The 16,067-nt window shown below is 61.4% G+C and carries 13 protein-coding genes; 8 read left to right on the forward strand and 5 right to left on the reverse strand.

Annotated features, from left to right (window positions below):
• Nucleotides 1-3: 3 nt before the first annotated feature.
• A complete protein-coding gene (locus LCH64_RS18395; RefSeq protein ID WP_003228992.1) occupies nucleotides 4-951 on the reverse strand; it encodes a choline ABC transporter substrate-binding protein in 948 nt (315 codons plus the stop codon).
• 434 nt (nucleotides 952-1,385) lie between these two features.
• On the opposite strand from LCH64_RS18395, the gene LCH64_RS18400 reads away from it, so the two are divergent.
• Nucleotides 1,386-2,762 (forward strand): L-serine ammonia-lyase, encoded by a 1,377-nt coding sequence (locus LCH64_RS18400; protein ID WP_003228991.1) that lies wholly within the window; start codon nucleotides 1,386-1,388, stop codon nucleotides 2,760-2,762.
• Between the two features lie 67 nt (nucleotides 2,763-2,829).
• Here LCH64_RS18400 and LCH64_RS18405 read toward each other — a convergent pair whose 3' ends face one another.
• Nucleotides 2,830-3,717, reverse strand: coding sequence for a 3-keto-5-aminohexanoate cleavage protein (locus LCH64_RS18405; RefSeq protein WP_103484867.1), 888 nt, complete (start codon nucleotides 3,715-3,717; stop codon nucleotides 2,830-2,832).
• Nucleotides 3,718-3,792: 75 nt separating this feature from the next.
• On the reverse strand, nucleotides 3,793-4,737 hold the full coding sequence (locus LCH64_RS18410) for a choline ABC transporter substrate-binding protein (RefSeq protein WP_226500933.1): 945 nt from the start codon (nucleotides 4,735-4,737) through the stop codon (nucleotides 3,793-3,795).
• A gap of 190 nt (nucleotides 4,738-4,927) precedes the next feature.
• Between LCH64_RS18410 and LCH64_RS18415 the strand changes: the two genes are divergently transcribed.
• Nucleotides 4,928-5,872: a GlxA family transcriptional regulator gene (locus LCH64_RS18415; RefSeq protein WP_226500934.1), complete on the forward strand. Its 945-nt coding sequence runs from the start codon at nucleotides 4,928-4,930 to the stop codon at nucleotides 5,870-5,872.
• 137 nt (nucleotides 5,873-6,009) lie between these two features.
• On the opposite strand, the gene LCH64_RS18420 is transcribed toward LCH64_RS18415, so the two are convergent.
• Nucleotides 6,010-6,426: a DUF3010 family protein gene (locus LCH64_RS18420; RefSeq protein WP_064589572.1), complete on the reverse strand. Its 417-nt coding sequence runs from the start codon at nucleotides 6,424-6,426 to the stop codon at nucleotides 6,010-6,012.
• Between the two features lie 48 nt (nucleotides 6,427-6,474).
• Nucleotides 6,475-6,876, reverse strand: a complete 402-nt coding sequence (locus tag LCH64_RS18425) for a lysozyme inhibitor LprI family protein (RefSeq protein WP_003228981.1) — start codon at nucleotides 6,874-6,876, stop codon at nucleotides 6,475-6,477.
• Nucleotides 6,877-7,110: 234 nt separating this feature from the next.
• On the opposite strand from LCH64_RS18425, the gene LCH64_RS18430 reads away from it, so the two are divergent.
• The 6 genes from LCH64_RS18430 to LCH64_RS18455 all read left to right on the forward strand — a co-directional run bounded on the left by LCH64_RS18430 (nucleotide 7,111) and on the right by LCH64_RS18455 (nucleotide 15,014).
• Nucleotides 7,111-8,088: a dipeptidase gene (locus tag LCH64_RS18430; protein ID WP_126367160.1), complete on the forward strand. Its 978-nt coding sequence runs from the start codon at nucleotides 7,111-7,113 to the stop codon at nucleotides 8,086-8,088.
• A 214-nt stretch (nucleotides 8,089-8,302) separates the two neighbouring features.
• Nucleotides 8,303-8,833, forward strand: coding sequence for a DUF5943 domain-containing protein (locus tag LCH64_RS18435; RefSeq protein WP_003228980.1), 531 nt, complete (start codon nucleotides 8,303-8,305; stop codon nucleotides 8,831-8,833).
• A 15-nt stretch (nucleotides 8,834-8,848) separates the two neighbouring features.
• Nucleotides 8,849-10,909 (forward strand): dimethylglycine demethylation protein DgcA, encoded by a 2,061-nt coding sequence (gene dgcA / locus LCH64_RS18440; RefSeq protein ID WP_226500935.1) that lies wholly within the window; start codon nucleotides 8,849-8,851, stop codon nucleotides 10,907-10,909.
• 154 nt (nucleotides 10,910-11,063) lie between these two features.
• Nucleotides 11,064-13,013, forward strand: a complete 1,950-nt coding sequence (gene dgcB, locus LCH64_RS18445; RefSeq protein WP_226500936.1) for a dimethylglycine demethylation protein DgcB — start codon at nucleotides 11,064-11,066, stop codon at nucleotides 13,011-13,013.
• Nucleotides 13,013-14,233, forward strand: a complete 1,221-nt coding sequence (locus tag LCH64_RS18450) for an electron transfer flavoprotein subunit alpha/FixB family protein (RefSeq protein WP_226500937.1) — start codon at nucleotides 13,013-13,015, stop codon at nucleotides 14,231-14,233. Before dgcB ends, LCH64_RS18450 begins: the two co-directional genes overlap by 1 nt.
• Nucleotides 14,234-14,243: 10 nt before the next feature.
• Nucleotides 14,244-15,014, forward strand: coding sequence for an electron transfer flavoprotein subunit beta (locus LCH64_RS18455; protein ID WP_226500938.1), 771 nt, complete (start codon nucleotides 14,244-14,246; stop codon nucleotides 15,012-15,014).
• The last annotated feature ends 1,053 nt before the right edge of the window (nucleotides 15,015-16,067 follow it).

A 16,067-nucleotide genomic window follows, 5' to 3' on the forward strand; every position in this document is an offset into this window, starting at 1 on the left:
CAATTACTGTGCGAGCTTGGCTTTCACGGCCTCCAGGCCTGGTTTACCGTCAATGGTGGTCACGCCAGCGAGCCAGGTATCGAGCACCTGTGGATTCTTTTTCAGCCAGGCCTTGGCGGCCGCGTCAGGCTTCATCTTGTCGTCGAGGATGTTGCCCATCAGTTCGCTTTCCATGTCGACGGTGAACTCCAGGTTTTTCAGCAACTGACCGACGTTGCTGCATTCGGTGCTGTAGCCCTTGCGAGTGTTGGTCGCCACGGTGGCAGCACCGAAATCGGGGCCGAAGAAGTCATCGCCGCCGGTCAGGTATTGAATCTTGAAGCGCTTGTTCATCGGGTGCGGCGCCCAGCCGAGGAAGACCACGGCGGTGTCGCGTTTCTGCGCGCGGTCGACCTGCGAGAGCATGCCCGCTTCGGACGACTCGACGACCTTGAAGCCGGCGGTTTTCAAACCGAAGGCGTCTTTGTCGATCATGCTCTGGATCAGGCGGTTGCCGTCGTTGCCAGGCTCGATGCCGTAGATCTTGCCATCGAGCTCTTTCTTGAATTTGGCGATGTCGGCAAAGTCATGCAGCCCTTTGTCATACAGCGCCTGCGGTACGGCGAGGGTGTACTTGGCGCCCTTGAGGTTGGTGCGCACGGTTTCCACGGTGCCGGCGTCACGGTAGGCCTTGATGTCGTTTTCCATGGTCGGCATCCAGTTACCGAGGAACACGTCCATGTTCTTGCCGTCGGCCAGCGACTTGTAGGTCACGGGCACGGAAATCATGGTGGTCTTGGTCTTGTAGCCGAGCGCATCGAGCACCACCGAGGTGGTGGCGGTGGTGGCGGTGATGTCGGTCCAGCCGACATCGGAGAAGTTCACGGTACTGCACTGAGCGGGTTCTGCAGCTTGAGCCAGTAACGGCAGACTCAGCATGGCGGCCAACAACAACGACGGGGAACCTTTCATGGATGGACTCCTTGGTGTTTTTTTTGGCAGTGTTCCGACTGGACCACCGCACTTATAGGTTGCGGTTGGATGGCGTTCTGGAGACAGCTCTACCACGGCGCCTTGCAATCGAGTCATAACGATCATGTACCAGTGAAAATCTGACGCCTACAGGGTGGGTCGTATCCAGTACAGGGATGGTCGCATCCAGTGTCAGTGACGTCGTTTACAGCTTTTTTCTGCCCCGTCTGGCCATCTGAACCGCATAAAAACGGCGAAAACACGGGAGAAAACCGGCACGGCGTTGGTGGGCATGAGTGCGTCGGTGTCAGACGCCGAGCGACTCGGCAAAAGCCTGATGATGCGGGCATTCCGGCGGATCGCAGCTTGAGCGTAGCAGCTCCGCCAGCGGGCGCTTAATGCCCGGGAACGGCATCCTCAGGAGCTCTGCAGCAATGGCTATCAGCGTTTTCGACCTGTTCAAGATCGGCATTGGCCCGTCCAGTTCTCACACCGTCGGGCCGATGCGCGCCGCCGCCCTGTTTGTCGAGTCGTTGCGCGACAAATTCCTGCTGGAGCAGGTACGGCGTATAGAGGTGCAACTGTTCGGTTCGCTGTCGGCCACCGGTATCGGGCACGGCAGCGACAACGCAGTGATCATGGGCCTGATGGGCGAGTGGCCGGACGCAATCGACCCGTCGCAGATCGGCCCACGGATTCAGGCGCTGCGTGAAACCCACACACTTCTGTTGGATGGGCGCTTGTCGGTGCCGTTTGTCTGGGCTCGCGACATGCGTCTGATCGACGAGAACCTGCCGTTCCACCCCAATGCGATGACCCTGATTGCCGAAGGCGATCACGGCGAGATTCATCGCGACACCTACTATTCGGTCGGTGGCGGTTTTGTCGTGGATCAAGCGCAGGCATCCAGCGGCGTGGTCGATCTGGATCGCACCGAATTGCCTTATGACTTTTCCAGCGCGGTGGAGCTGCTGGAGCTGTGCAAGCAGAACAACCTGCGCGTCGCCGAACTGATGATGGCCAACGAAAAGGTCTGGCGCAGCGAAGAGGAAATCCGTGCCGGGCTGATGAAGTTGTGGCGGGCGATGCAGGATTGCGTCGAGCAGGGCCTCAAGCACGAAGGCATTCTTCCTGGCGGTTTGAATGTGCGACGGCGCGCGGCCAAGCTGCATCGCAGCCTGCAGGAATTGAACAAACCCAACGTGATCGGCTCGACCCTCAGTGCCATGGAGTGGGTCAACCTGTTTGCCCTCGCGGTCAACGAAGAAAATGCTGCCGGCGGGCGCATGGTCACCGCACCGACCAATGGCGCAGCGGGGATCATCCCGGCGGTGTTGCACTACTTTATGAAATTCAGCGAAGCGGTCACCGACGCCAACGTGGTCGACTACTTCTTGGGCGCGGCGGCGGTGGGCATTCTGTGCAAAAAGAACGCCTCGATCTCCGGTGCCGAAGTCGGTTGCCAGGGCGAGGTCGGTTCGGCCTGCGCGATGGCGGCGGCGGGGCTGGCGGAGATTTTGGGCGCGACGCCGGAGCAACTGTGCAACGCGGCGGAAATCGGCCTGGAACACAACCTCGGCCTGACCTGCGATCCGGTGGGTGGGCTGGTGCAGGTGCCGTGCATCGAGCGCAACGCGATTGCCGCGGTGAAGGCGATCAACGCGGCGCAGATGGCCTTGCGTGGCGATGGTCAGCACTTCATCTCGCTGGACCGGGTGATCCGCACCATGCGTGATACCGGCGCGGATATGCATGACAAATATAAAGAGACATCGCGCGGTGGGTTGGCGGTCAGTGCGGTTGAGTGCTGAATCAGCAATACCGAGTGGAATTCTTCGCGAGCAAGCCCGCTCCCACAGGGGGGGAATGAGTGATGATTTAGCCGCGCTGGGTCAGGCCCATCTTCTTGCGGCCCTCAGCCGGGGTCAGCACCCGGGCGCCGAGGCGGCTGAGGATCTCGCTGGCGCGTTCGACCAGTTGGCCATTGGTTGCCAGCACACCCTTGTCCAGCCACAGGTTGTCCTCCAGCCCGACCCGCACGTTACCGCCGAGCAGTACCGCTTGCGCGGCCATCGGCATCTGCATCCGGCCGATGCCGAACCCGGCCCAGACCGCGTCGGCGGGCAGGTTGTCGACCATGGCTTTCATGGTGGTGGTGTCAGCCGGCGCGCCCCACGGGATGCCCAGGCACAGCTGGAATAACGGGTTGTCGAGCAAACCTTCCTTGATCAGCTGCTTGGCGAACCACAGGTGACCGGTGTCGAAAATCTCCAGCTCGGCCTTCACCCCCAGCTCGGTGATGCGCCTGGCGCCGGCGCGCAGTTGCGCCGGGGTCGAGACGTAAATGGTGTCGCCATCGCCGAAGTTCAGCGTGCCGCAATCGAGGGTGCAGATTTCCGGCAGCAGCTCTTCGACGTGGGCCAGACGGGTCAGCGGGCCGACCAGATCGGTGTTCGGGCCGAACTCCATCGGGTGCTCGCCGGCACCGATTTCCAGGTCGCCGCCCATGCCGGCGGTGAGGTTGACGATGATGTCGACGTCAGCCTCACGGATGCGCTCCATCACTTCGCGGTACAGCGCCACGTCGCGGCTGAACTTGCCGGTCTGCGGGTCGCGCACATGGCAGTGCACAACCGTGGCACCGGCCTTGGCGGCTTCCACGGCGGCGGCAGCGATCTGTTTCGGGGTGACCGGCACATGCGGGCTCTTGGCGGTCGTGTCGCCAGCACCGGTGAGTGCGCAGGTGATGATGACGTCGTGGTTCATGGTGCGGTTTCCTTCAGGCGTGATGGGTCTGTTCGCAGCCCTTTTTCAGGCTGCGAAGGATTGATTCGGGGTGCGTTATTGGCTGGTCAGTTGCAGGTTGTCAGCCGCCGGTTTGCCGTCGAAGGTGGTCACACCGTCGAGCCAGCGCTGCTTGTCTTCGGGGTGGTCCTTGAGCCATTGCCTGGCCGATTCGAAGGCGTCCTTGTGATCGAGCAGCGGCTGCATCATCCGGCTCTCTTCTTCGGCGGTGAACGTCAGGTTGCTCAGCAGGCGACCGACGTTCGGGCATTGTTCGGTGTATTTCGGCGCGGTGACGGTCCACACCGTGGCCATGCCTTCGTTCGGGCCGAGGGCGTCGTCGCTGCCGGTGAGGTAAGTCATTTTCACGTTGACGTTCATCGGGTGCGGCGCCCAGCCGAAGAACACCACGGCTTCCTTGCGGCGTACGGCGCGGTCGACGGCGGCGAGCATCCCGGCTTCGCTGGACTCGACCAGCTGGAACTTGCCGAGGCCGAACTGGTTTTTGGCGATCATCGCCTTGATCTGCGTGTTGGCGCCCGAGCCCGGTTCGATGCCGTAGATCTTGCCGCCCAGTTCCTTCTCGAATCTGGCGATGTCGGCGAAGGTTTTCAGGCCCTTGTCGGCCAGATAAGTCGGCACGGCGAGGGTCGCGCGGGCGTCCTTCAGGCTCGGGGCTTCGAGGACTTTGACCTGGTTGGCGTCGACGAACGGGGTGATGGTCTGGGTCATCAGCGGGTTCCAGTAACCGAGGAACAGGTCCAGCCGCTGATCGCGAATCCCGGCGAAGATGATTTGCTGGGAGGCGCTGGTTTGTTTGGTGTTGTAGCCGAGGCCATCGAGCAGCACCTGGGTCATGGCACTGGTGGCGATCACGTCGGTCCAGTTGACTACGCCCATGCGTACGTTCTGGCACGACGCAGGTTCGGCCGCCATGACACTGGCGCTCAAGAAAGCGGTACCGCTGAGTGCAAGAACGCAGCTGCTGATCAGTCGTTTCATGTCGGGTTCCTCGGCAGGTCATTATTGTGAGTTCCGGCGTCTGCGCGCCGGTGATGCCAAGTTACGCAGCTGGACGCCCTTGAAAGCGCACTGCGGCGACTGGCTCTTGCACTGTAGCGACCTGTGCGCTTGAACGCCGACGCCAAACGGCGTATCAACGATTCACGCTCCCCGCTAACCGAGTGCGCCCATGTCCCAGGATTTCTACTTTCTGCTGATGCCGGGGTTCTCCGCCATCGGCTTCATCTCTGCGATCGAACCGCTGCGGGTGGCCAACCGCTTTCGCGGCGAGTTGTACCGCTGGCATGTGCTCAGCGCCGATGGTGGGGCCGTGCTGGCGAGCAACGGCATGTCGGTCAATGCCGACGCGGCGCTGGAGCCGCTGAAAAAGGGCGCGACGCTGCTGGTGGTCGCCGGATTCGAACCGCTGAAGTTCGCCACGCCAACGCTGGAACACTGGCTGCGCCGGCTGGACAACGAAGGCGTGACCCTCGGCGCCATCGACACCGGCAGTTTCGTGCTCGCGGAGGCCGGCCTGCTCGACGGTCATCGCCTGACCCTGCACTGGGAAGCCATCGATGCGTTCAAAGAGTCTTATCCACAGCTCAGCGTGACCCAGGAGCTGTTCGAGATCGATCGCCGACGCATCACCTCGGCGGGCGGCACCGCCTCCATCGATTTGATGCTCGACCTGATCGCCCAGGCCCATGGCCCGCAACTGGCGATTCAGGTCAGCGAGCAGTTTGTATTGGGGCGGATTCGTCCGCGCAAAGACCACCAGCGCATGGAAGTCGCCACGCGCTACGGCATCAGCAACAAGAAACTGGTGCAAGTGATTGGCGAGATGGAACAGCACAGCGAACCACCGCTGACCACACTGCAACTGGCGGAATCGATCAAGGTGACGCGGCGACAGCTGGAGCGCTTGTTTCGGCTGCACCTGAACGACACGCCGAGCAATTTCTATCTGCGGTTGCGATTGGAAAAGGCCCGGCAGTTATTGCGCCAGACCGATATGAGCGTGCTGGAAGTCAGCATCGCCTGCGGGTTTGAATCGCCGTCGTATTTCACCCGCAGCTACCGGGCGAAGTTCGCACGCTGCCCTCGCGAAGACCGGCGTACTGCACAAGTCTGAACGGATGCACTCAAAACTAATGTGGGAGCGGGCTTGCTCGCGAATGCGGAGTGTCATTCAACACCATTGTCGACTGACAGATTGCATTCGCGAGCAAGCCCGCTCCCACATAGGTTTTATGTTGCCTGACAGGACGCTTACTTCTTCACCAACGCCGAACACGCCGCCTTGTAAGCCTCATGCTGATACTTGTTCAGCGTCCCCGGCAGCTCAAAGTTGTGCTTCTTGGCCTGCGCATTGATCGTCTGCGGCGACAACAACGTCACCTCACACCCGTCCAGCAGCTGAAACACACCCTCGATCTTGAACGTGGTCGGGCCACCGGCAAACTCACCCTTCTTGCTGCGCTTCTTGATCGCAATCCGGTCAATCGAATGCTCGCGTACAAACGACGCCACCTGCGCCGCGAAGCGTTTGACGTTGGCCGCCTCGTCATCATCGTCGAGGGCGATTTTCTTGGTGTTGAGCGCCACATGGCTCAGCGTTGCCCCGTCAAGGGAGGCCACGGCGATGATCGCTTCGCTGCCTTTGATTTCGATGCCGCAGATGTTCATGAGTGTCCCTTGATTGGCTATATGAGGTGCAGCTTACAGCGCAGATCCTCACTCCTGCCCAATCGACTCCAAAAACTCCGACCGTTCGTCACTCATCCGCGCCACACAGTCATTCTGCGCAATCTTGAACGCCTTGCTGCCTTCGGTGGCGGGGAATGCTTCCACGGCGCAATCGGCATCGCGGGTTTTCAGCCATTGTTGCTGGGCGGTTTTGAGTTTGGCGGTGATGTCGGCCAGTTGCGCGGCGTTTTTGCCGTAGGTGGCCTGCATGCGTTCGTTGAGGCTGGCGTAGTTGTCCTTGAGCAGGTCTTCGGCGGTGGTGCGGCTGTAGGTCGAGCATTCCAGGGTCTGGACGTCGTTTTCCACCGCGTCGCACGGGTTGTTGTCGGTGTCTTCGGCGGCGTGTACGCCGGTCGCAATCAGTGCCAAGGCCAGGAAGATCGATTTCATTGATGTCGCCGCTCTAATCCAGTGGTGTATCCAAGATGCGCCAGATTCTGGCTCAAGCTTGCGGGCTTGAACAGGTGGCTGGTCGGGTCGCCTGATGACGCTTTGTCGCGGATTGACGCTTTCGGCAATTCCCCTGTCGTTTTTGCACCCGGTCGCCCCGGCACCGAGGCATATGCTGGCCCCAAAGCGCCGGCAGACGATTCGGCGCATGAATCGCCAATAAGGGGACGCCTGATGAGCCCAGCCGAATTACACGCCGACAGCATCGTTATCGACGGTCTGATCATTGCCAAATGGAACCGCGAGCTGTTCGAAGACATGCGCAAGGGCGGTCTGACGGCGGCCAACTGCACTGTGTCGGTGTGGGAAGGCTTTCAGGCGACTGTGAACAATATCGCCGCCAGCCAGAAGCTGATCCGCGAAAACAGCGACCTGGTGATGCCGGTGCGCACCACCGCCGACATCCGTCGCGCCAAGGAACAGGGCAAGACCGGCATCCTCTTCGGCTTCCAGAATGCCCACGCGTTCGAAGACCAGATCGGCTATGTCGAGGTGTTCAAGCAGCTCGGCGTCGGCATCGTGCAGATGTGCTACAACACCCAGAACCTGGTGGGCACCGGGTGCTACGAGCGTGATGGCGGCCTGTCGGGCTTCGGTCGCGAAATCGTCGCCGAGATGAACCGCGTCGGCGTGATGTGCGACCTGTCCCACGTCGGCTCCAAGACGTCCGAAGAAGTCATCCTCGAATCGAAAAAACCGGTCTGCTATTCCCACTGCCTGCCGTCGGGTCTGAAAGAGCACCCGCGCAACAAGTCCGATGCTGAACTGAAGTTCATCGCCGACCACGGTGGTTTTGTCGGCGTGACCATGTTCGCGCCGTTCCTCGCCAAGGGCATCGATTCGACCATCGACGACTACGCCGAAGCCATCGAATACACCATGAACATTGTCGGCGAAGACGCCATCGGCATCGGCACCGACTTCACCCAGGGTCACGGCCAGGAGTTCTTTGAATACCTGACCCACGACAAGGGCTACGCCCGTCGACTGACCAGCTTCGGCAAGATCATCAACCCGCTGGGCATCCGCACTGTCGGCGAATTCCCGAACCTGACCGAAACCCTGCTCAAGCGCGGCCACTCCGAGCGCGTGGTGCGCAAGATCATGGGCGAAAACTGGGTCAATGTCCTAAAGGACGTCTGGGGCGAATGAATAACTCTGGAGCCTACTCCGCTCGCCGATAGCTGCGTCAGGTCCTCGCGCCAAACTCGCCGTACGTCCCGTACTGTCTCGCTTGTCGCTCCGGTCCTTCCTTGCTCTCGACGTGCTCGCTACGGCTCCAAAGTCATTCATACGGCTTTTTTATAAGAGCAAAGCAAAAGCTTTGCTCTGCACCGACCACGAATTTTTCTGGAGTTAAGTTTCCATGGCCAAGATCGCCCCGCAATTGCCAATCGAAGTCGACAGCGAGACCGGTGTCTGGACCTCCGACGCCCTGCCGATGCTCTATGTGCCACGGCATTTCTTCGTCAACAACCACATGGGTATCGAGGAAGTGCTGGGCGCCGAAGCCTATGCCGAAATCCTCTACAAGGCTGGCTACAAGTCCGCCTGGCACTGGTGTGAAAAAGAAGCCGAATGCCACGGCCTGGAAGGCGTCGCGGTGTTCGAACACTACATGAAACGCCTGTCGCAACGCGGCTGGGGCCTGTTCAAGATTCAGGACATCGACCTCGACAAAGGCACCGCCAGCGTCAAGCTCGAACACTCGGCATTCGTCTATGTGTACGGCAAGGTCGGGCGCAAGGTCGACTACATGTTCACCGGCTGGTTTGCCGGCGCCATGGATCAGATCCTCGCCGCACGCGGCAGCAAGATTCGTACGGTGGCCGAGCAAGTCTACGGTGGCTCCGAAGAAGGCCACGACGACGGCCTGTTCACCGTCAAGCCGTTGTAAGTCGAGGAACCCGCCATGGCTTTCGAAGCAATGTTCCAGCCGATCCAGATCGGCAAACTGACCATCCGCAACCGCGTGCTCAGCACCGCGCACGCCGAGGTCTACGCGACTGACGGCGGCATGACCACCGACCGCTACGTCAAATACTACGAAGAGAAGGCCAAGGGCGGCATCGGCCTGGCGATCTGTGGCGGTTCTTCCAGCGTGGCCATCGACAGCCCGCAAGGCTGGTGGAAATCGGTGAACCTGGCAGATGACCGGATCATCCCGCACTTCCAGAATCTGGCCGACGCCATGCACAAGCATGGCGCCAAGATCATGATCCAGATTACCCACATGGGCCGTCGCTCGCGCTGGGACGGCGAGCACTGGCCGACCCTGCTGTCGCCGTCGGGCATCCGCGAGCCGGTGCACCGTGCGACCTGCAAGACCATCGAGCCGGAAGAAATCTGGCGGGTGATCGGCAACTACGCCACTGCTGCGGCACGGGCCAAGGCCGGTGGCCTGGACGGCGTCGAATTGTCTGCCGTGCACCAGCACATGATCGACCAGTTCTGGAGCCCGCGCGTCAACAAGCGGACTGACGAGTGGGGCGGCAGCTTCGAGAACCGCATGCGTTTCGGCCTCGAAGTGATCAAGGCTGTGCGCAAGGCAGTCGGCGACGATTTTTGCGTCGGCATCCGTATCTGCGGTGACGAATTCCACCCTGACGGCCTGTCCCACGAGGACATGAAACAGATCGCCAAGTATTACGACGACACCGGCATGATCGATTTTATTGGTGTCGTGGGTTCAGGGTGCGACACCCACAACACCCTGGCCAACGTGATCCCCAACATGAGTTATCCACCGGAGCCGTTCCTGCACCTGGCGGCCGGGATCAAGGAAGTGGTGAAAGCACCGGTGCTGCACGCGCAGAACATCAAGGACCCGAACCAGGCCACGCGCATCCTTGAAGGTGGTTACGTCGACATGGTCGGCATGACCCGCGCGCACATCGCCGACCCGCACCTGATCGCCAAGATCAAGATGGGCCAGGTCGACCAGATCAAACAATGCGTCGGCGCCAACTACTGCATCGACCGTCAGTACCAGGGTCTGGACGTGCTGTGCATCCAGAACGCCGCGACGTCCCGTGAATACATGGGCGTGCCGCACATCATCGAGAAATCCACCGGGCCGAAACGCAAAGTGGTGGTGGTCGGTGCCGGCCCGGCCGGGATGGAAGCCGCGCGCGTGGCGGCCGAACGGGGCCACGACGTGACCCTGTTCGAGAAGAAAGAATTTATCGGCGGGCAGATCACTACCGCGTCGAAAGCGCCGCAGCGTGACCAGATCGCCGGCATCACCCGCTGGTTCCAGCTGGAGCTGGCGCGGCTGAAAGTCGACCTGCGTCTGGGTACAGCAGCCGATGCAGCAACCATCCTCGATCTGCGTCCGGACGTGGTGGTGCTGGCGGTCGGTGGGCATCCGTTCCTTGAGCAGAACGAACACTGGGGCGCCGCCGAAGGATTGGTGGTCAGCAGTTGGGACGTGCTCGACGGCAAGGTGGCGCCGGGCAAGAACGTGCTGGTCTACGACACCATTTGCGAGTTCACCGGCATGTCGGTCGCCGACTTCCTCGCCGACAAGGGCAGCCAGGTCGAGATCGTCACCGACGATATCAAGCCGGGTGTGGCCATTGGCGGAACATCGTTCCCGACCTACTACCGCAGCATGTACCCGAAAGAAGTGATCATGACCGGTGACATGATGCTGGAGAAGGTCTACCGCGAAGGCGACAAGCTGGTGGCGGTGCTGGAGAACGAATACACCGGCGCCAAAGAGGAGCGGGTGGTTGATCAGGTGGTGGTGGAAAACGGCGTGCGTCCGGATGAAGAGCTGTATTACGGACTCAAGGACGGTTCGCGCAACAAGGGGCAGATCGACATCGATGCCTTGTTCGCGATCAAGCCGCAGCCATCGTTGAGCAGCACCGGTGACGGCTACTTGCTGTTCCGTATCGGCGACTGCGTGGCGCAGCGTAATACCCACGCTGCGATCTACGACGCCCTGCGGTTGTGCAAAGACTTCTAAGGACTTGCACATGACCCCTGTAGGAGCGGGCTTGCTCGCGAATGCATTCTGTCAGTTCTGCATGAGTTGACTGATCCAGCGCTTTCGCGAGCAAGCCCGCTCCCACAGTAATGCAGACCGTGTTTCTCCAGGCTGTACTGGTGGGAGCTTCACCATGTTGAACACCCTTCTTCCAATCCTGTTGTTCGCCGCCCTGGGCCTTGGTGTCCTCGGCGCGTTGCGGCGGGTGGCCATGTGGCGTCGGGGCCGGGCCTCGAAGGTCGATCTGCTCGGCGGCCTGTTCGCCATGCCCAAGCGCTACATGGTCGACTTGCACCACGTGGTGGCGCGAGACAAATACATCGCCAACACCCACGTCGCCACGGCGGGCGGCGCGGTGGCGTCGATCGTGCTGGCGATTCTGGTGCACGGTTTCGGCCTGCATAACCGCATCCTCGGTTACGCGTTGCTGTTGATGACGGCGGTGATGTTCGTCGGGGCGATCTTCGTCTACCGGCGCCGGCTCAATCCGCCGGCACGCCTGTCGAAAGGCCCGTGGATGCGCCTGCCGAAAAGCCTGCTGGCGTTCTCCGCGTCGTTCTTCCTGGTGACCCTGCCGGTGGCCGGCATCCTCCCGGAGAACTTCGGCGGCTGGCTGATCGCGGCGATTCTCGGGCTCGGGGTTTTGTGGGGCGTGTCGGAATTGTTCTTCGGCATGACCTGGGGCGGGCCGATGAAGCACGCGTTCGCCGGCGCCTTGCACCTGGCCTGGCACCGTCGCGCCGAACGCTTTGGCGGCGGTCGTTCCACCGGTTTGAAGCCGCTGGACCTCAACGATCCATCCGCACCGCTGGGCGTGGAAAAACCCAAGGATTTCACCTGGAACCAGTTGCTCGGTTTTGACGCCTGCGTGCAGTGCGGCAAGTGCGAAGCGGCGTGCCCGGCCTTCGCTGCCGGCCAGCCGCTGAACCCGAAAAAGCTGATTCAGGACATGGTCGTCGGCCTCGCTGGCGGCACCGATGCCAACTTTGCCGGCAGCCCGTATCCGGGCAAGCCAATTGGCGAACACAGCGGCAATCCGCATCAACCGATTGTCAACGGTCTGGTCGATGCCGAGACCTTGTGGTCGTGCACCACCTGCCGCGCCTGCGTCGAGGAGTGCCCGATGATGATTGAGCACGTCGATGCCATCGTCGACATGCGCCGCCACCTGACGCTGGAAAAAGGCGCGACCCCGAACAAGGGCGCCGAAGTTCTCGAGAACCTGATCGCCACCGACAACCCCGGCGGTTTCGCCCCGGGCGGGCGGATGAACTGGGCGGCGGATCTGAATCTCAATCTGCTCAGCGAAAAGAAATCCACCGACGTGCTGTTCTGGGTCGGCGACGGTGCCTTCGACATGCGTAACCAGCGCACCTTGCGCGCGTTCGTCAAAGTGCTGAAAGCCGCGAAAATCGACTTCGCCGTACTCGGCCTGGAAGAGCGCGACAGCGGCGACGTGGCCCGTCGTCTGGGTGACGAAGCGACCTTTCAGTTGCTCGCCAAACGCAATATCCAGACCCTGGCCAAATACAGCTTCAACCGCATCGTCACCTGCGATCCACACAGCTTCCATGTGCTGAAAAACGAGTACGGCGCCTTCGACGGCAACTACCTCGTCCAGCACCACAGCACCTACATGGCGGAAATCATTCAGGCCGGTGCGCTGAACCTCGGTCAGCACAAAGGCAACAGCGTGACCTACCACGATCCGTGCTACCTCGGTCGCTACAACGGCGAGTACGAGGCACCGCGCGAAGTGCTGCGTGCCCTCGGCATCGAGGTCAAAGAGATGCAACGCTCCGGCTTCCGCTCGCGCTGCTGCGGCGGTGGTGGCGGCGCGCCGATCACTGATATTCCGGGCAAGCAGCGGATTCCCGACATGCGCATGGACGACATTCGCGAGACCGGCGCCGAGCTGGTGGCCGTGGGTTGTCCACAGTGCACGGCGATGCTGGAAGGCGTGGTCGAACCGCGTCCGCTGATCAAGGACATCGCCGAACTGGTGGCCGACGCGCTGCTTGAAGACGCCGCGCCAGGCAAGCCGACTGCACCGGCCAAACGTGAACCTGCGGAGGCCCACTGATGAGCGACATTATCCGCCGCGACCCACGCGCCGAATGGATTGCGCGTAACCGCCTGCACCCGTTGCACGCGGCGATGCAACCGGCGCAACACAGCTGGATGGGGCCTAACGGCGTCATCCGCAAGAACCTGCACGGCATCGGTTTCATCGGCCCCAACGGCATCAAGCGGATCGACCGCAGCGGCGCGCAACAGGGCGGGGCGGTCAAACGCTCGGCCACGGTTGAAGTGCAATTGCCGCTGCATCAGGTACCGGCCCCGGCGTTCTACATCAGCGTGGTGCCGGACATGGTCGGCGGTCGCTTGAGCAGCCACGACCGCGACTTGCTCGGCCTCGCTCATCAACTGGCCGGCAGCGACGGCGCGGTGTTGGCGGTGGTGTTTGGCGAACACAAAGAGAACACCTTCGCCACGGCCGGCGTTGATCGCTTGCTGGTACTGGAGGGCGACCAATTCAGCGGTTATGCCCCGGAGCAACGGGTGCAGGGCCTGCGGGCTGTGGATAACCAGTTCAACCCGCGTCACTGGCTGCTGCCGGACAGCCGCAGCTGTGGCGGTGAACTCGGTCGGCGTTTTGCCGCGGCACTGGGCGAACGCCCGGCGACGCGGGTGTGGCAGGTCAAGGATGAGCAATGCATCGGCCGTGCTGGTGCGGGCCTGCAAGATTTGGCGCGGCCGGTCGCACGCTTGATTCTGGCTTCCGCCGAATGCGCAGAACCGGTCAGCGAAACCCGTCACGAAGCCCTGCCAGTGGAGTTATCCACAACGATTGCGCGCAGCCTGTCGCGGATCGAGGATCTTGGCGCGGTGGCGGTGGACCCGGCGGCGATTCCGATGGCCGAGGCCGAATTCATTTTCTCCGGCGGCAACGGGGTCAAGGACTGGGCGCTGTTCCACCAGACCGCAGCGGCGCTCGGCGCCACCGAAGGCGCCTCGCGGGTCGCGGTGGACGACGGCTTCATGGCGCGTGATCGGCAGGTCGGTGCGTCCGGCACCTGGGTCACCGCACGGGTTTACGTGGCTGTGGGTATCTCCGGGGCGATCCAGCACCTGCAAGGCATCGGTGCCTGCGACAAGGTGGTGGCGATCAATCTCGACCCCGGTTGCGACATGATCAAACGCGCCGATCTTTCGGTGATTGGCGAAAGCGCAGAAATTCTTCAGGCGTTGATCGCGGCGGTAGCGGCTTACCGCAACGAAGCAAAGCGCGATGCGGCTTAAGGAACGGGTTATGAGCACAAAGATCATCAGTCTGGTTTCCATCGGTGCGCACCCGACGTCGGGCCGGCCACGCCGCGCCGAACAGGACGCCCGCGCCGTGGAACTGGGCCTGCAACTGGCTGGGGATAACCTGCAAGTGCTGCATGCCGGGGATGTCGCGGAACCGGCGCTGCGCGCCTATCTGGGCATGGGCCTGGAACAGCTGCATGTGCTGGAGCAACCCGCTGGCGCCGACGCCTTGCCGGCGCTGACCGCGTATCTGCGCGAGGCTGGCGCTCAGGTGGTGCTGACCGGCAGTCAGGCGGAAACCGGTGAGGGCTCGGGCATGTTGCCGTTCCTGCTCGCCGAAGGGCTGGGCTGGCCGCTGGTGGTGGGGCTGGCGCAGGTCGAGTCGATCACCGACGGTTCGGCGCTGGTGCTGCAAGCCTTGCCCCGTGGCCAGCGGCGGCGCTTGAAGGTGCGCCTGCCGTTTCTGGCGACTGTGGATAACGCCGCACCCAAGCCGCGGCAGAGTGCGTATGGCCCGGCGCAGCGTGGCGTGTTGAACGCCGAAGACGTGGAGGTGCTGGATGATGAATTGCTGGCGGTTGCCACGTTGCAACCGGCCAAGCCACGGCCGAAACGCCTGAAGGTGATCAAGGCCAAGAGCGGCGCTGACCGGATGAAAGCCGCGACGGCCAAGGCCAGTGGTGGCGGTGGGCAGGTGCTCAAAGGCGTGACCGCGCAGGCCGGGGCGGACGCGATTCTCAAACTTCTGATCGAAGAAGGCGTCGTCCGCTAGCCACAATCCTCCAGACAGTGAACACCCCCTGTGGGAGCGGGCTTGCTCGCGAAAGCGTCGTTTCAGCTGCATCAAAGTTGAATGACCCACCGCTTTCGCGAGCAAGCCCGCTCCCACATTGGTTAAGGGGGCAGCAGATCTCAGTGTGTTTACCCACAATCCCTGTTGGCGGATCTGTGGATAACGTGTTTGCCCATCCCTGCACCCCACGCCAATCAAGCCCTCCAGGCCTTAGCTCAAAAAACGACCAGCCTAAGTCACGGTTTTTCCGGGCTTTTTCTCCTGAATAACTTTGCAAGTTGCCCCCAATCTCTGTTGGCGCTTCTGTGGACAAGATGTTCGCTGTCCGCTGCAAGCCATATAAAACGTGGCCCGTAGAGATTTGGTCAATAAGTGATCAATTGGGCTATTCAGGCTGGTAATCCCTGCGAAAACCCCGATTTCACACAGCCCTCAGTGCTTTTCCACAGCATCCGCAAAGTTACCCCCGAAGTCTGTTGGCGCTTCTGTGGATAACGTGTTCGCCATCCTCTACAGGCCAAGTGAAACGTGGCTTGCAGGGTGTTGATTAAAAAACAGCCAATCCGGCGCGCAATCCGTCCTTCTGGATAAGTCACGATTTTTCTTCACAAATCAGTCAGTTATTTTTCCACTCATCCACAGTTACCCCCATTTGCTGTGGGTGGCTATGTGGATAAGTTGTTCGCCAAACCCTGCAGGCCCCGCCAGGCATAGTCCAAACAGCAATTGATCAGATTTCATACAGTTCTAAGGCGTTGCCTTGACTTCGATTCCTGCGCTGTCTTCACTGCAATGGCACAAGGACAGCCGTCACTTATCCACATCAGGTTCTGGGAGAACGCATGATGGATAGCCGCCCACACCGCCATCCCCCCTTGCCACGCAAGCGCACGTTACGTCGTGCGGCCAATCAACGCGCTCGTCTGTAGCGACCTCCTGCTTTAACCGCTGTGCTGTCGCCGGGTTTGCCCCGGAGGCCAGGTGCTCGTTCGCCCATTGATTGCAGGCAACCGCAGAGTTGCCCCATCAGCC

Origin of the sequence: Pseudomonas sp. MWU16-30322, from assembly GCF_020515535.1 — a bacterium.
GTDB lineage: Bacteria > Pseudomonadota > Gammaproteobacteria > Pseudomonadales > Pseudomonadaceae > Aquipseudomonas > Aquipseudomonas fluorescens_H.

Coding starts and splice junctions, on each gene's coding strand:
- LCH64_RS18430 (WP_126367160.1), top strand. CDS start 7,111: ATGAGCCCAGCCGAATTACACGCCGACAGCATCGTTATCGACGGTCTG.
- LCH64_RS18435 (WP_003228980.1), top strand. CDS start 8,303: ATGGCCAAGATCGCCCCGCAATTGCCAATCGAAGTCGACAGCGAGACC.
- dgcA (WP_226500935.1), top strand. CDS start 8,849: ATGGCTTTCGAAGCAATGTTCCAGCCGATCCAGATCGGCAAACTGACC.
- dgcB (WP_226500936.1), top strand. CDS start 11,064: ATGTTGAACACCCTTCTTCCAATCCTGTTGTTCGCCGCCCTGGGCCTT.
- LCH64_RS18455 (WP_226500938.1), top strand. CDS start 14,244: ATGAGCACAAAGATCATCAGTCTGGTTTCCATCGGTGCGCACCCGACG.
- LCH64_RS18420 (WP_064589572.1), bottom strand. CDS start 6,426: ATGAACATCTGCGGCATCGAAATCAAAGGCAGCGAAGCGATCATCGCC.
- LCH64_RS18425 (WP_003228981.1), bottom strand. CDS start 6,876: ATGAAATCGATCTTCCTGGCCTTGGCACTGATTGCGACCGGCGTACAC.
- LCH64_RS18450 (WP_226500937.1), top strand. CDS start 13,013: ATGAGCGACATTATCCGCCGCGACCCACGCGCCGAATGGATTGCGCGT.
- LCH64_RS18410 (WP_226500933.1), bottom strand. CDS start 4,737: ATGAAACGACTGATCAGCAGCTGCGTTCTTGCACTCAGCGGTACCGCT.
- LCH64_RS18395 (WP_003228992.1), bottom strand. CDS start 951: ATGAAAGGTTCCCCGTCGTTGTTGTTGGCCGCCATGCTGAGTCTGCCG.
- LCH64_RS18405 (WP_103484867.1), bottom strand. CDS start 3,717: ATGAACCACGACGTCATCATCACCTGCGCACTCACCGGTGCTGGCGAC.
- LCH64_RS18415 (WP_226500934.1), top strand. CDS start 4,928: ATGTCCCAGGATTTCTACTTTCTGCTGATGCCGGGGTTCTCCGCCATC.
- LCH64_RS18400 (WP_003228991.1), top strand. CDS start 1,386: ATGGCTATCAGCGTTTTCGACCTGTTCAAGATCGGCATTGGCCCGTCC.